Source organism: Kibdelosporangium persicum (genome assembly GCF_013280595.1).
GTDB lineage: Bacteria > Actinomycetota > Actinomycetes > Mycobacteriales > Pseudonocardiaceae > Kibdelosporangium > Kibdelosporangium persicum.
In genome coordinates, this window is record NZ_JAAATY010000023.1 from 94,932 (window position 1) to 109,297 (window position 14,366).

16 protein-coding genes are annotated in these 14,366 nt (G+C 68.4%); 9 read left to right on the plus strand and 7 right to left on the minus strand.

All coding sequences use genetic code 11. The features are described 5' to 3' along the window. The first annotated feature begins 27 nt into the window (after nucleotides 1-27). Nucleotides 28-1,134: a serine hydrolase domain-containing protein gene (locus tag GC106_RS32650; protein ID WP_173138573.1), complete on the plus strand. Its 1,107-nt coding sequence runs from the start codon at nucleotides 28-30 to the stop codon at nucleotides 1,132-1,134. Here the strand turns inward: GC106_RS32650 and GC106_RS32655 are convergent. Next, on the minus strand, nucleotides 1,124-2,296 hold the full coding sequence (locus tag GC106_RS32655; RefSeq protein WP_173138575.1) for a cytochrome P450: 1,173 nt from the start codon (nucleotides 2,294-2,296) through the stop codon (nucleotides 1,124-1,126). The genes GC106_RS32650 and GC106_RS32655 overlap by 11 nt on opposite strands. Nucleotides 2,297-2,387: 91 nt before the next feature. On the opposite strand from GC106_RS32655, the gene GC106_RS32660 reads away from it, so the two are divergent. Then, a complete protein-coding gene (locus tag GC106_RS32660; protein ID WP_173138577.1) occupies nucleotides 2,388-2,990 on the plus strand; it encodes a TetR/AcrR family transcriptional regulator in 603 nt (200 codons plus the stop codon). A 165-nt stretch (nucleotides 2,991-3,155) separates the two neighbouring features. Continuing rightward, the gene (locus GC106_RS32665) at nucleotides 3,156-3,962 is read left to right on the plus strand and encodes a putative protein N(5)-glutamine methyltransferase (RefSeq protein ID WP_312873048.1); all 807 of its coding nucleotides are present in this window, start codon (nucleotides 3,156-3,158) and stop codon (nucleotides 3,960-3,962) included. Here the strand turns inward: GC106_RS32665 and GC106_RS32670 are convergent. Then, nucleotides 3,957-4,616, minus strand: coding sequence for a class I SAM-dependent DNA methyltransferase (locus tag GC106_RS32670; protein ID WP_173138579.1), 660 nt, complete (start codon nucleotides 4,614-4,616; stop codon nucleotides 3,957-3,959). The genes GC106_RS32665 and GC106_RS32670 overlap by 6 nt on opposite strands. Nucleotides 4,617-4,794: 178 nt before the next feature. Here GC106_RS32670 and GC106_RS32675 point away from each other — a divergent pair, with 178 nt between their 5' ends. Next, nucleotides 4,795-5,868, plus strand: a complete 1,074-nt coding sequence (locus tag GC106_RS32675) for a DUF5005 domain-containing protein (RefSeq protein ID WP_173138581.1) — start codon at nucleotides 4,795-4,797, stop codon at nucleotides 5,866-5,868. A 121-nt stretch (nucleotides 5,869-5,989) separates the two neighbouring features. Then, the gene (locus GC106_RS32680) at nucleotides 5,990-7,141 is read left to right on the plus strand and encodes a metallophosphoesterase (RefSeq protein ID WP_173138582.1); all 1,152 of its coding nucleotides are present in this window, start codon (nucleotides 5,990-5,992) and stop codon (nucleotides 7,139-7,141) included. A 67-nt stretch (nucleotides 7,142-7,208) separates the two neighbouring features. Here the strand turns inward: GC106_RS32680 and GC106_RS32685 are convergent, their stop codons facing one another. Together GC106_RS32685 and GC106_RS32690 are read right to left on the minus strand one after the other, a co-directional pair. Next, entirely contained in the window at nucleotides 7,209-7,733 is a 525-nt protein-coding gene (locus GC106_RS32685; RefSeq protein WP_173138583.1) for an NUDIX domain-containing protein, read from the minus strand. Between the two features lie 9 nt (nucleotides 7,734-7,742). Then, a complete protein-coding gene (locus GC106_RS32690) occupies nucleotides 7,743-9,119 on the minus strand; it encodes an FAD-dependent oxidoreductase (RefSeq protein ID WP_173138584.1) in 1,377 nt (458 codons plus the stop codon). A gap of 334 nt (nucleotides 9,120-9,453) precedes the next feature. Between GC106_RS32690 and GC106_RS32695 the strand changes: the two genes are divergently transcribed. Beyond that, nucleotides 9,454-10,653, plus strand: coding sequence for an MFS transporter (locus tag GC106_RS32695; RefSeq protein ID WP_173138585.1), 1,200 nt, complete (start codon nucleotides 9,454-9,456; stop codon nucleotides 10,651-10,653). Here the strand turns inward: GC106_RS32695 and GC106_RS32700 are convergent. Both GC106_RS32700 and GC106_RS32705 read right to left on the minus strand, forming a co-directional pair. Then, nucleotides 10,641-11,609: a D-2-hydroxyacid dehydrogenase gene (locus GC106_RS32700; RefSeq protein ID WP_173138586.1), complete on the minus strand. Its 969-nt coding sequence runs from the start codon at nucleotides 11,607-11,609 to the stop codon at nucleotides 10,641-10,643. The two genes, GC106_RS32695 and GC106_RS32700, sit on opposite strands and share 13 nt — an antisense overlap. 18 nt (nucleotides 11,610-11,627) lie before the next feature. Then, nucleotides 11,628-12,080, minus strand: a complete 453-nt coding sequence (locus GC106_RS32705; RefSeq protein ID WP_173138587.1) for a DUF5134 domain-containing protein — start codon at nucleotides 12,078-12,080, stop codon at nucleotides 11,628-11,630. Between the two features lie 48 nt (nucleotides 12,081-12,128). On the opposite strand from GC106_RS32705, the gene aroQ reads away from it, so the two are divergent. Further along, a complete protein-coding gene (gene aroQ / locus GC106_RS32710) occupies nucleotides 12,129-12,707 on the plus strand; it encodes a gamma subclass chorismate mutase AroQ (RefSeq protein ID WP_173138588.1) in 579 nt (192 codons plus the stop codon). Nucleotides 12,708-12,852: 145 nt separating this feature from the next. On the opposite strand, the gene GC106_RS32715 is transcribed toward aroQ, so the two are convergent. Beyond that, nucleotides 12,853-13,269, minus strand: coding sequence for a cupin domain-containing protein (locus GC106_RS32715; RefSeq protein ID WP_173138590.1), 417 nt, complete (start codon nucleotides 13,267-13,269; stop codon nucleotides 12,853-12,855). A gap of 355 nt (nucleotides 13,270-13,624) precedes the next feature. Between GC106_RS32715 and GC106_RS47145 the strand changes: the two genes are divergently transcribed. Continuing rightward, complete coding sequence (locus GC106_RS47145; protein ID WP_217281264.1) at nucleotides 13,625-13,885, plus strand: LuxR C-terminal-related transcriptional regulator; 261 nt, start codon at nucleotides 13,625-13,627, stop codon at nucleotides 13,883-13,885. A 151-nt stretch (nucleotides 13,886-14,036) separates the two neighbouring features. Further along, nucleotides 14,037-14,351 (plus strand): hypothetical protein, encoded by a 315-nt coding sequence (locus GC106_RS32725; RefSeq protein ID WP_173138594.1) that lies wholly within the window; start codon nucleotides 14,037-14,039, stop codon nucleotides 14,349-14,351. The last annotated feature ends 15 nt before the right edge of the window (nucleotides 14,352-14,366 follow it).

Below are 14,366 nucleotides of genomic sequence, written 5' to 3' on the forward strand. Positions count from 1 at the left end.
GAACGTGTTCTCCCTAGGTTGAACCGCATGACAGGAGCAACGGTCGCTGCCGCGATGGTCGCAGCCCTGGTGTCCGCACCAACCGGGTACGACCACGCGGCCTTGCAAAGGGATCTCGACGGTCTGCGGGACGCGGGCGTGGTCGGTGTCCAGTCCGAAGTGGACACCGGGCCACGCCGGTTCACCGCCCGTTCCGGCGTCGCCGGCCTGACCACGGGACGGCCGGTGCCGGAGCGGGGGTACTTCCGGATGGGCAGCAACGGCAAGACGTTCGTCGCGGTTGTCGTTCTGCAGTTGGTGGCCGAGCGGAAGATGTCGTTGGACGACACGGTCGAGCGTTGGCTTCCTGGTGTCGTCCAGGGGAACGGCAACGACGGAACCAAGGTCTCCGTGCGGCATTTGTTGCAGCACACGAGTGGACTGCACAACTACACGAACGAACTGCCGCTCTTCGCCTACGACGACTACCTGGCGCACCGGTTCGACCAGTACCGGCCGGAGGAACTCGTCAAGGGCGCGATGGCGTTCCCGCCCGACTTCGCCCCTGGCACGGGCTGGAGCTACTCCAACACCGGCTACCTGCTCGCCGGAATGATCATTCACAAGGTCACCGGCCGCGACTGGTACGACGAGGTCTCCCGCCGGATCATCGGGCCGCTCGGCCTGCGGGACACGTTTTCTCCCGGCAGCCGGCCCGGTCTGCCGCGCCCGCACAGCAAGGGGTACATGAAGTTCCCGGGTACCAACGACTACGCCGACACCACGCTGCACAACATGTCGTGGGCGGGTGCCGCGGGCGACATGATCTCGACCACCGCCGACCTCACCCGTTTCTGGCAGGCGCTGCTCGGCGGCAAGCTGATTCCCGCCGAGCAGATGGCGCGGATGCGGACCACCGTGCCGGAAGACCGGCCGGGTCGCGAATACGGCCTGGGCATCGGGCGGATCAAGCTGACCTGCGGCGGTCACGCCTGGGGACACGGGGGCAACACGGCCGGATACGCCAACCGCAACGGGTTCAGCGAGGACGGCGCGCGAGGCCTGGTGATGATCCAGTCCAGCAGGCAGATCGAAGGCCCGACCGAGCAGCTGACCGATCGGGCCATCGACCGGATGTTGTGCTCTACCAGGTGATCGGCAACGCCTGCAGGCCGTGGACCGGGGAGTGCTGCCGGAACGGCAGTTCCTCGTACGGCGCGGCCAGCGCCATCGTGGGGAAGCGTCGCAGCAACGCGGGGAACGCGATCCGCATCTCCATCCTGGCCAGCGGCGCGCCCAGGCAGTGGTGCAGGCCGTGCCCGAACGCCATGTGCGCGGAGATCTTCCGGGTGATGTCGAACGTGCCGAGGTCCGCACCGAGGATCGGGTCGCGGTTGGCCGCGGGCAGCGAACACACCAGGACATCGCCTGCCGCGATGCGCTGGCCGGACAGCACGAGGTCCTGCTTCGCGGTGCGGGGGATTCCGGAGTGGACGATCGACAGGTAGCGCAGCAGCTCTTCGACGGCCTCGTCGACCAACCGGCCCGCGCGGATCTCGGCGGCCTGCTCGGGGTGGCGCAGCAACAGCAGCGTGCCGAGGGCGAGCATGTTCGAGGTCGTCTCGTGCCCGGCCAGCAGGAGCAGGTCGGCCACGCCGGTCAGTTCGGTGTCGGTGAGGTCGTCGCCGTGCTCGCGGATCAGCATCCCGATCATGTCGTCGCCGGGATTGGCACGATGCGTGGCCACGAGGCCGGCCATGTACCGGCGGGACGCCTCCAACGCGGCGATGCGCTTGTCCACGTCCTGCGTCATGTCCAGGCGGACGGCCGCGTGGTCCTGGAACTCGTCGCGGTCGTCGTACGGCACACCGAGCAGTTCGCAGATCACCAGCGACGGGATCGGCAGCGCGAACGTGGACACCAGGTCGGCGGGTGGGCCGGCCTGTTCCAGCGCGTCGAGGTGATCGTCGACGATCGCCTCGATCCGCGGCTGCAACCGCCGGATCCGCCGTACGGTGAACTCGGGCGTCAGCATCTTGCGCAGCCGCGTGTGGTCCGGCGGGTCGTAGGCCAGCAGGAAACCGCTCCGGTCGGCGATCTGATCGCCGAACGGGCGGGCTTCGGCGGAGTTGCTGAACCGGTTCGCGTCCCCGAACACCTCCCGGATGTCCGAGTACTTCGTCACCAGCCAGGCACTCGTTCCCCACGGCAGGCGGATCTTGGTGACGGGCTGCTCCTCGCGCAGGCGAAGGAGCTCGTCCGGCAGGTCGAAACGGTTGCGTTGGGCGTGCAGCGGGATTTCGGGCGCTTGGGTCACGACGTCTCCCCGTAAGTGATATCGAACTATCGGTTTAATCCCACGCTAGCACAAGTGGAAGTCGGCTATCAGTCTGTTAGCGTTGCCGGATATGACCGGGTCTTCGCAGCGCCCGTTGCGTGTGGACGCGGCACGCAACGCCGAGTTGCTCGTCCGTGCGGCGTGGCGGGCGTTCATCGAATCGGGGCCCGAGGTCCCGCTCGACGAGATCGCCAGGCGCGCGGGCGTCGGCGTGGCGACGCTGTACCGGCGGTTCCCGAGCAAGGACGACCTGCTGCTGGCGGTCATGGAATGGCGGTACGCCGAGCACATCCAGCCCGCGGTGGCCCGCGCCCTCGTCGACACCGATCCGTGGCGGGCGGTGGTGACGGCGATGGAAGCCGCGATGACCATCGCGGCCGAGGCGCACTCGGTGCTGCGCGCGGTCCGTGAACCAGGTGCGCTGCTCACCGGCCTGAAGGAACGGTTCATCGCCGATCTCGCCACGATCGTGCGGCGCGCGCAGGACGCCGGCGTGGTCCGGGCCGACTTGCGGGCGTCCGACCTGCCGATGGTGATCTACATGCTGATCAGCGCGCTGCGGGTGTCCGCCGACCCGGCCGAGGGCTGGCGGCGGTGCTTCAGCCTGCTGCTGGCCGGGCTGCGTCCGGACTCCGGAATCCCGTTGCCGGACAGTCCTCTCGACGACTGCTGAGCGGCGGCAGTTTCCTCTCGTGAGTGTTTGTCCGTGTTAGAACACGGATAAACACTCACGAGTGGTGTCAAGGGCGTGTACTGTCGGCGGCGGAACCACGACCGAGGAGGTGAGACCCATCAACGCTGTGTCAGGCCGGGCGCTCACCCAGGTCCACCGATAACGGTGCGGCCGCGAGCGCCTGAGGATCATCGAAAGGCGCTTGAGATCTACTCCGACATCGTTTCCCGTCTGCGTGCCGTCGGCTGCGTGTTCGCCGAGGACGAGGCACGCCTGCTGTTGTCCACCGCCCAGGACCCGTCCGCGCTCGCCGCCATGGTCGACCGCAGAGCCGCCGGGCTGCCGCTGGAGCACGTCCTCGGCTGGGCCGAGTTCCACGGACTGCGGATCGCCGTGGACCCGGGCGTGTTCGTGCCCCGGCGCCGCACCGAGTTCCTGGTCACCCAGGCCCTGGCGTCGGCTGCCGAAGGCAATGTGGTGGTGGATCTGTGCTGCGGTTCGGGCGCGGTCGGCGCCGCCCTCGCCGCCGCCATGGACCTCGAAGTGCATGCCGTGGACATCGACCCGGCGGCCGTGGCCTGCGCCCGGCGCAACGTGGCCAACGTGTACCAAGGCGACCTGTACGCCCCCTTGCCTTCGCGGTTACGCGGGCACGTGGACGTCTTGGTGGCCAACGCGCCGTACGTACCGACCGACGCGATCGCTTTGATGCCACCGGAAGCCCGTGACCACGAACCGTTGGTGGCCTTGGACGGCGGTGCCGACGGGCTCGCTGTGCAACGCCGTGTCACCGCCGAAGCCCGAGACTGGCTCAGGCCCGGCGGTCACCTGTTGATCGAGACCAGCGACCGGCAGGCCCCGCACACGGCCACCGCGTTCGCCGAGCACGGCCTGGCCCCGAGGATCGAGCGGTCCGACGAACTCAGCGCCACCGTCGTGATCGGCACGGTGATCGGTGCCGGTGTCTCATGACTGCTTGCACCACACCGAGACGTGTTTGGTGCTGTCGCTGGTGAACGGGCTGCGGTCCCAGTCGGTGACTCGTTCGTGCAGGGACATTCCGGCCATCCGGGCCATCAGGTCGAGTTCGGCGGGCCAGACGTAGCGGAACGGCATCGAGAACGTCCGCATGGTGCCGTCGACGACCTGGAAGTGGTGGGAGATCAGGCCCTGGTTGGCGACGTCGTACTCGTCGAAGCCGAGCTTCGTCGGGCTGACGGTGAACGGGCGGACCGTCTCGCCCGGCGGAAGACGGCGCAGATCGGGCACTCCCACCTCGATCACGAAGTATCCGCCCGGCTCCAGATGCCGGGCCACGTTCGCGAAACACGCGACCTGCTCGTCCTGCGTCGTCAGGTTCCCGATCGTGTTGAAGACCAGGTACGCCAGCCGGAACAGGCCGGGTGCCTGGGCGGTCGCGAAGTCGCCGATGGTCACGCCGATCCCGGCCGCACCGGGCTTGTCCCGCAGCCGGGCCACCATCTCGGGGGACAGGTCGATGCCGTGCACCGGGACACCGGCCTGGCTCAACGGCACGGCGATCCGGCCGGTGCCGATACCCAGTTCGAGGGCACGGCCGTCGCGCGCCAGCTCCGCGAGGAACGTCACGACCGGTTCGACGGGCATGTCGTGCACACCCTTGTCGTAATCCTTTGCCACATCTTCGCCGAAGTGATTCACAGGCACCCCGGCACTCTGACACCCGGCAACCGCACAAGCGAGTCATTTTCGGGCAAATGGCCCTTGACGTGCCTGGCTTGATCGCTAGCGTCGAGCACATCCACTATGGACCGGGGGTGCGGCCGTGGCCTGGTTGATGTCCGCGGTTCTGCTCGTGTTCAGCGGCACCGTGGCAGGGCTGCCGGTCAGGGTGACGTCGAACTTCGAGCACCACAGGGGTATCAGCCTCGACCGTGACTGCGGGTTCTCCGCGCCGCTGTCCCGCGGACGGACGTTCTGGCTGTTCTGCGACACCGCATGGAACGACGGCGACGGCCGCCATTTCATCCCGGGGTCCACCGCCGCTGTCGGCACGGCGGCGCCCGGGCAGATCCCCACCGATCTGCACGAACTGCCCACGCCGCCTGGCCGGCCGCCCGCGTCGCCCCACCCAGGCGGACCTGCCCAGTTCCTCACCGCGCCGGGCGGCATGCGTACGCCGGACGGGCAGCCGTGCACGACGAACGCGGGCCAGTTCGCGGCTTCGTGGATCACCGGGATCACCACGACCAGCCCGGACAACCTGCTGATCACGTACGTCGATCTGTGCGTCACGAGCACGCCGAAGCCGTTTTTCATCCAGGGTTTCGGGATCGCGGAGTACAACGCCGAGACCAACACGATCACCGCGCGCACGACCGTGTTCTCGACGCCCGGTGCGCAGCTGCCGGCCACCAAGATCCTCGGATCGCCGATCCTGCAAGGCGGATCGCTGTACCTCTACGCCTTCGAATGCGGCAGGTGGTTCAGCGGGGTCTGCGTCACCGGCACGACCCACGTCGCCAGGGCGGAGTCATGGCGGACCGCGGCGAACTACCAGTGGTACTCGCAGGGCCGGTTCACGTCCGACCACACCAAGGCGGGCAACATCATCCCGTCGGCCGGGGCCGCGGTGTCCGTGCACTCGTTCGGCGCCGCGGGCCTGCACGCGATCCTGCAGAAGGACCTGGGCGGCGGATTCGAGGTCTGGCAGGCCCCGACCCCGGCCGGACCGTGGACCCGCCGGTCGACCGGCAAGGTCGGCTGCCGGGGCGGCCGCGGCAACGACCTGTGCCGTGCGCTGACCGGGCATCCGGAACTGTCGACCGCGCACCACATGGTGATCTCGTACTTCAGCCCGGCGACGAGGCACGTGGAAGCCGCCCTGTTCCCCTGGTGACCGGGTGAAGCCGGTTCGCCTGTGATGCGTCCTACGGGGGCGGTGCTCGCCGGACAGGGGCCGGCGGCCACGAGGTAGCTTGGAGCCCAGTAGGTCCTCTTTGCCCGGAAGGTCACTGTCCTTGTTCTTCTTGTTGCTCGGTGTGCCTGCCGCGCTTGCTCATTACTACCTGTGGCGCAGACTTGTCCGTGACACCACGCTACGGGGTGGTCACGGCAGGCTGTTCGGGACAGTGGCGCTCGTGGGCGCTTTCGTGCTCATGATGCTCGCCCTGGTGCTGCAACGCGACGTCGCGTTCCTCGCGTGGCCGGGGTTCCTGTGGCTCGCGTTCATGTTCTACCTGACGCTCGTACTCGGCGTCCTGGAGATCCCCAGGGTGCTGGTGAACCGCCGGGTGAAGGCGCCGGTCATGGCCGGCGCGGACGAGCCGGACGCCGTGCCGGTGCCGAGCAGGCGGGTCTTCATCGCCCGGTCCTTCGCGATCGCGGGCGGCATCACCGCGGGCGGCATCGTCGGCTACGGCGCGACCAAGGCGCTCGGCGCGCCCGAGCTCAGCACGGTGCCGGTGCCGATCAGGCGGCTCGACCCGTCGCTCAACGGTTTCCGGATCGCGGTGGTCAGCGACATCCACCTCGGACCACTGGCCGGCCGCGGGCACACCGAGCGCATCGTCCAGATGATCAACCAGCAGCGGCCCGACCTCGTCGCGATCGTCGGCGACCTGGTCGACGGGACGGTCGAGAAACTCGGCGACGCCGCCGCACCGCTCAAGGACCTGGTGAGCAAGCACGGCAGCTTCTTCGTCACCGGCAACCACGAGTACTACTCCGGCGTCGAGCCGTGGCTGACCGAACTGGAACGGCTCGGCGTGAACCCGCTTCGCAACGAACGGGTCGCGATCAACCGCGGCGGCGCGTCCTTCGACCTGGCCGGCGTCAACGACGTGACAGGCGGCCAGTTCGAGGACGCTCCGGACCTCACCCGTGCGCTGGCGGGCCGCGACACCGCGAATCCCGTCGTGCTGCTGGCACATCAGCCGATCCAGGTGGAGGACGCCGCCCGGCACGGCGTGGACCTCCAGTTGTCCGGGCACACGCACGGCGGCCAGATGTTCCCGTTTCACCTGGCCGTTCCGTTGCAGCAGCCGGTCACCGCCGGTCTCGCGCGGATCGACGGGACGTGGGTGTACGTCACCCGCGGCGCCGGTTTCTGGGGCCCGCCGGTCCGCGTCGGCGCGCCGCCGGAGATCTCGATGATCGAACTTACGCCGTGACCCCTCCCGGCGTTCAGGGCAAGCGCGGCCGGGAACACGCCTGTGTGGACAGGTGCTGGAGTGCGAGTCACAGTGGGGTGAACTCGGCCGGGCCCTCGTAGCCGAAATACCGCCGTGCGGCGTCCTCGTGCAGCGGGAAGGCCAGCCCGCGCGTGCCGAAAACCACGCCACGCTCGGACGCCTCACTGTTCGGCTCGAACGGCGGCAGGCCGGACGCCTGGATCTTCGGCGCGACACCGAACAGCAGCACCCGGTTCGGGCAGGGCTCGGTCGAGGTGAACCACAGGGGCTCCAGGCTGCCGGAGTCGATGACCAGGCCCGCCTCCTCGTACACCTCCCGTGCGCCCGCCTGCTGCCAGGTCTCGTCCGCGTCGACGAACCCGCCCACCAGGGCGAGTTCGCCGACTGGCGGGATCGCCCGGCGCACCACGAGCAGACCGGTGCGGCCCCGCACGTCGACCGGGACGAGCACGATGGCGACCGGCGTCGGGTTCGCCCAGGCCTGGGCGCCGCACGCGGCGCAGACGCGCGGATAGCCCGAGGTGTCGGCGTACGGAGTCCCGCACGAGGAGCAGTAGGCGTCACGGATCATGACCGGAACCTAGATCCTCGGCAGCAGCCTTTCGGTGAACCGCCACAGCAGTGTCGAGTCGTTCGTGTGGAACGCCGCCCCGGAGTAGAACGTGCTGTTGTGGCCTTGCAGGGCGTTGAGCCTGCGGTAGAAGCCGTTCGCGATGTCACGGGCGCTGACGCTGATCAGGAAGGGCGCGTGACTGGAGAACATCTCGAAGCGCGGCCGGGTGGCTGGGATGACGCCGGTGTTCTGCAACCTGTCGAGCGCGGCGACAATGTCGGCCCGCACGTGCGCGTCGGGAAGCGGCTGGGCGCTGCCGTAGTACGCGATGAAGATGTCCGGGATGCCGGTGGGAGCGAGGATGTAGATCCCTGGCATGGACGGCATGTGGAAGCGGGCGGTGTCCGCGCTGATGTTCTGGATGGGGACCTGCGGAACGCCTGGCAGCCGCAGCACGCTGGTGTAGTAGCCGCCCGGACGCCACCGGCTGAACACCGCGCGTTCCGTGCTGTCCAGGTCGAACGGAGCCAGGTTGCCCAGCAGCGGCGGCACAGTCACGACCAGCTTGCGTGCCCGGATCGTGCGCGGCCCTTGCGGAGTGCCGGCCTGAACCCGTACCCCGGCGCCGTCGCGCTGCACGGCGGTGAGCCGGGCGTCGAGCAGGACGTCGCCGCCCAGGTGCGTGGTGATCTTCTCGTAGAGCTCGCTGTTGTCCCGGCGGCTGGTGGTCAGTGCGGTGCCGGTCAGCGTGGCCCGGACGGAGGGAAGGTTGAGGTACTTCATCATGTAGATGGCCGGCTGGTCGAACAGGTCGCCTCGGCCCTGGCTGTGCAGCGCGAGGAACGGGGCCATGTCGCTGAGCCCGTGCTTGACCATGACGTCCCTGAACGGCGCCAGGAGTTCGTGCGGAACCGGATCGGGCAGGTCCATCCCGTCGTCCAGATACGGGTACTGCTCCAGCACCTCGGCATACTCCGCCATCCTGCCGACCGGTGGCATCAGGTAGTTGTCGACGACCTGTCCGGTGCGGAAATCGGCGAACCTGATCGTGCCGACGGCGGCGGGAGGGGTCCGTAACGGCACGTCGAACCGGCCGAAGAGGTCCCGGACGACCGGGAAGTCGTACCACGCCACCACACCGATGTCAGCGGTGCCGCCGCTGACCGGGTCGTGGAACGTCTCGGTGTGCCCGCCGAGCCTGTCCTTGCGTTCGACCAGGACGACCGAACGGCCCAGGTCACGTAGCCGGACCGCGGCGTAGCTGCCGGATGCTCCGCCACCGAGGACGCAGACGTCGCGTTCGATGACCCGGCTGCCGGAGGCGTTCGCGGGCAACGGGCCGACCACCGCCGCGGCACCCGCGCCCGCCATGGCCTTCAGCAATTGCTTGCGAGACAGGTTCATCCAGCAATCCCCTCGTCGGCTTTTGTCATGTCATTCAAGTGATGGTTGTTCGCGGGAGTCCATCCACTGAACGGGTGCGTGGCGCCGCCGTTCGACCAGCCGCCCGTGACCTCCTCTCGTGAGTGTTTATCAGGGTTAGAACACTGATAAACACTCACGAGGTCGAGGCCTGGCCGAGGTTGATGACGGCGAGATTCTGACTGCGCGTGCCGCGTTGAGCGACCCTTCGTAGCGGCCGATCATCCCTTCTCTCCCGCTGTACCACAAAGATCCTGCCTGAATCGAACATCAGTTCGAACCCGTGCTAGGGTCTGCGGTCGGTGGAAGGGGAGAGATGATCTGGGGCCCGGTCTTGCCCGCCGCGGTGGTGTTCCTGGTGGGACTCAACCTCCGGCCGGCGGTGACGAGCCTCGGTTCGGCGCTGCCGGACGTCGCGACCGCGCCGGGGGTGAATGGCGCGGTCGCGGCCGTACTGGTCGCGCTTCCGTTGTGGGTGTGTGGAACTGGCGCGTTGCTGGCGCCGCGGCTGCAGGCCCTGCTTGGGACACAAAGGACAGTGCGGGTGGCGTTGGTCCTGCTGGCGCTGGCGCAGGTGGTGCGCGTCGCCGACGGGCCGGGAGTGCTCATCGCCGGCACTGTGTTGGTGTGCGTGGCGATCGCGTTGATCGCGACCATGCTGCCGTTGCTCGTCGGTGCGAAGTCCACGGCTTCCAGCGTTTGCTACACGCTGTCGCTTGGCTGTGGCAGCACCGCCGGCGCGCTGATCACGCCGTGGATCGTCGCGCATTCCTCGTGGCGGTTGGGTTTGGCGGGCTGGGCGGTGCTGGCGGCCGCCGCCTTGCCGTTCACCCGTCGTCTGGAGGGAGTCCGTCCTGGGCACGGCGTGGTCAGCCCGCTGCCGGTGGCGCGGTCCGGCCCGGCCTGGGGCTTGACCGTCTACTTTGGACTTGTGTCGACCGTGACGTTCCTGGTGATGGGCTGGTTACCGGCGATTCTTCGGGACGCGGGGGTGCCCGCGGACGTCGCCGGGGCGTGCCTGAGCCTGTCGATGGTCATCGGGCTGCCAATGATGTGGCTGGTTCCGTGGTGGCTGCATCGGCGACGTCAACAGCCCGTGTTGCTGGCGGTTCTCGTGGTGCCGAGCATGGTCGGTGTCGTGGGATTGCTGGTGGCGCCGACCGTGATGCCGTGGTTATGGGCGAGCGGGCTCGGCGTCGGCATGGGTGGCGTCGCCCTGGCGCTGACGAGCATTCCTCGGCGTGCGGGTGGCAGAGCGGACGTCACAACGGCGTTGTCGGCGATGGTGCAGGGCGGGGGTTATTTCATCGCCGGTGTCGGCGCGCTCGCTTGCGGACTGGTCCACGCTGTCACGCGGTCGTGGGCGGTCTCACTGGTGATGATCCTGATTGTCCTGTGTGGACAAGCCGGTGCCGGGCTGGCGGCCGTACGGCCTGGTGTCGTGCGGGCTGGTGCGGTGCCCCGGCAGCGGACCGCGAGCCGGCCTGGCCGCGTCGGTCAGCGTCAGTGCCAGTGAGCCTTGTCCACCACGTTGATCAACCGGTCGCCCGCGGCGAACCGCTTGACGTTCTCCGCCAGCACCGCGAACCTGCGCTCTTCGGCGTGCGGGCCCGCGCCTGCCACGTGCGGGGTGATCAGCACGTCCGGACGTGTCCAGAGTGGATGATCCGCGGGCAGCGGCTCGGTCTCGAAGACGTCCAGCGCGGCACCGGCCAGTCTGCCCGCCGCCAGCGCCTCGGTGAGCGCGTCCAGCCGCAGTGTCGGGCCACGGCCGACGTTGACCAGCCGGGCGCCGGTCCGGAACCTCGCCAGGCGCTCGGCGTCGAACATGCCTTCGGTCTCGGGCGTGTGCGGGACCGTGATGATCACCAGGTCGGCCTTGCCCAGTTCGTCGTCCAGGTTCTCGGCAGGCAGGACTTCGGCGAACCCGTCCACCGGTCCGGTCCGCCGCGCGTCGACGCCGATGACGCGGGTGCCGAACGCCGCGAGCATCCGGCCGGCCGCCTTGCCGATCGCCCCGACACCGACGATCAACGCGGTCGACTCGGCCAGGGCGAGCACCGAATCGGGATTCCAGTCCGGCGCCCAGTTCGACCGGGCCTGCTCACGGACGTACCGCGGCAACCCACGGGCCAAGGCCAGGACAAGCGCCATGGTGTGAGTGGCGACGTGGTCGGTGTACGTGTCGCGCATGTTCGTGACGACAGCGGGGTGTTCGATCAGCTTGGGGTGGTAGAAGCCGGCGGGCGGCCCGGCCTGGGGTGCCTGCAACCAACGCAGCCGGTCAGCGTGTGCCAGCAGCTCCTCGGGCAGCGCGCCGTACGCCGCGTCGGCCTCGTGCAACGCCGCGGCCGCTTCCTCCGCGGTGTCCGGCCGCAGCACGCGAAGGCCGGGCACGGCTTCGGCGAGTCGCTGCGGCCAGGTCGCGGTCTCGTCCTGATGCGGTGGCACGAACACCAAGGTGAAGCTCATGCGCCGCATTATTCCTGCTCACATGGCCAGCAACAGCAGGCCCGTGCCCACGCTCATCGCCGCGTGGCCCACGGCGTCGATCGTCTTCCCAAACAGTGGGATGGTCGCGACGAGGAAATACGCGGCGAGCACGACCATGACCGAATGCCCGCCAGGCACCGACATCGCGCAGACCATCCAGACCATGCCCGCTCCCATGAAGGCGTGGTGCACCGCCCGTAACCCGTCCGAGCGATGCGGCACGGTGGCCAGCCCGGCGAACCACACGGTGATGGCCGTGAAAACCCCGACCTGAAGCCAATCGGGCAACGGCAACCCCCAGACCATGGCGATCATCGCCAGGCTCATCACCGAATGGGTGCCGCACGTGACGCGGGCGGCACCGGACGCCCGGGCGCAGGCGAGGGTGAACCACACGCCGGTCGCGAGGAACAGACCAGTCAGTGGCCAGGTGAATGACAGCACATCCATACAGACCGGACAGGAGGCCAAAACTGAGCGGGCGAGTACCGTGGACGCATGCGGATCCGGTTTCTGGTCATCGCGGCGATGACAGCGGTGACGTTCGGCGGGGCGGGAAAGGCGGTCGCCGCGCCCGCGATCGCACCAGTGGGCCCGTTCGGCCCGCTCGCGGAACTGGTGGTTCGCCGCGTCCTGCTCGGTGATTTCGTGGCGGCCGCGAAGTACGGCACTGGTCAGCCGATCGACGACCCGGTCAGAGAGCAGAAGATCCTGGACACCGTGACGGCGGAGTCGGTCCGGCTGGGCATGCCGCCGGAGCCCAGCGTCCGGTTCTTCCGCGCGCAGATCGAGGCGAGCAAGGTGGTCCAACGTGGACTGTTCAGCCGGTGGGAACGGCACCCCGGGCAGCGGCCGGTCCGCAAGCCCGACCTCGCCACCGAAGTCCGGCCACGACTGGACGAACTGACCATGGAGCTGCTCCGGGAGCTGCACGCCACCCTGCAGTTGCGCCGCCCCAACGTGGTGTGCGGGATCTGGCGCGTCGAAGCCGAGACGTCCGCCGACATCGTTCACCGCCTGGACAAACTGCATCGGCGCGCGGTCGCCGTGTCCATGCGCCCGATCTGCCAGTCCTGAAGCCGCACAGGCACGCCGGTGGCCGATCGCGTCTGACAGGAATGTCTGATCAAGAGGGCAGACCGCGAAGGGAAAATCGGGCACATTCGGTGTTCTTCCCCCGTTCGCGCCATCGACGCGGCCTGCCCGGGCGTTTACCGGTGGTTCACTGGAAATCGCAGCCGGGGTTCGGCGCGTCGTCCGACAATGGTGCGTCCTTGGGCAGGACGTACAGGACTTCGAGTACCACAGGCGTGGTGCCGAGGTTACGGCCGACGTGCACCTGGTTCGGCGGTTCGGTGAAGGCTGCGCCCTTCTGGTAGATCCCGTCGATCGAGCAGTCGGATTCGTTGTGGGTCAGTGTTCCGTTGCGTACGTAGGCGTAGAGCGTGCCCTGGTGGAAGTGCCATCCGGTGGTCCCGCCGGCCTGCAGGGTGATCTCCCTGAGGATGTAGTCCTTGCCACCGAACGTGGTCTTGCTGATGATGGTTCCGGTGACTCCGCTGGACGGGGTGGCCTCGGCTGCCGTGGCGGCCAGGGCGAGTGTGCTGAGGACCACGCCGGCGAATGCGGTCGTACGCATGGGTTGTCTCCTCTCGTCGGGGCCATTCTGCCGGGTGCGTCATCATGGACTGTCCACTGTCGATGGTCGTACTGGCCGAATGCCCGAATGGCCATCACACACTGCGCGAAAACCCCAGGCCGAACGCCTCTCCGGCCGCCTTTTCCGGTGTAGCGTCGTTCTTGTCGCGCTGCGATGGGGTGCGACAGCCTCGAATGCTTCACGAACGGACATGAGGGCAGGGCTCATGTCCGTTCATCGCCCGGTGCCGATACCCCCTTCGGCACCGGGCGGCGTTGAGGCAGTGCCTGGTGTGGTGTCGGCGCTGGCATCACACCGGGCTTTCCTACCGCCGCCGTATCGGGAGCTGTACCGAATGAAGCCCTCTACCAGTCCACGCGTTGTCGTCCTCGACCGGGAGCAGCGGGAACTGCTGCGACTGCTGGCCACCGGCCTGCCGGACACCGCGATCGCCCGCCGGATGTCGCTGGCGCCACGCACTTTGGCGCGCCGGATCTCCAGCCTGTACCAGATGCTTCAGGCGGACAACCGCTTCCAGGCCGGTGCCGCGGCCGAGCGGCTGGGCCTGCTCGCCGGCGCACGCGCCGACGAGCATCCGAAGTCCGTCGCCGTCTGAGAGTCGCCGTCTGAGACTCACTGTCTGAAAGTCGCTGTCAACGAGTCGCTGTCCGAGTCGCCAGCTGATCGTCCGTTCGAACACGTGTTCGAGTCTGTGGTAGGTTCTTCGTCGGTGATGGGTGCTCGCGAGCCGACGGGGATGGGCGGACATGCGCAGTCGAGTGATCAGGATCTACCAGCCGTGGCCGACGCCCGTCCGGGCCGCGTGCTACACCGATCCGGCTGTGTTGCCGGAGATCGACGCCTGGGTGGACCGGTTGCGGGAGCAGGGTCTTGTCCCTCCGGACGTCGACTTCGTCATCAGGGACGGCTCGGGTGGCCCGGTGGGCGTGCTGGATGATCACGAAGGCGAGCACGAGCTGCGGCCGGCCGGGTTTCTCGTCTTCGGTCGCGGGAGGTTGCGGGTACTGGACGAGTCGGCGTTCTTCGGCCAGTACCACGACCCCGCGCGGGACGAGATCTGACGGATCATTGCAAAA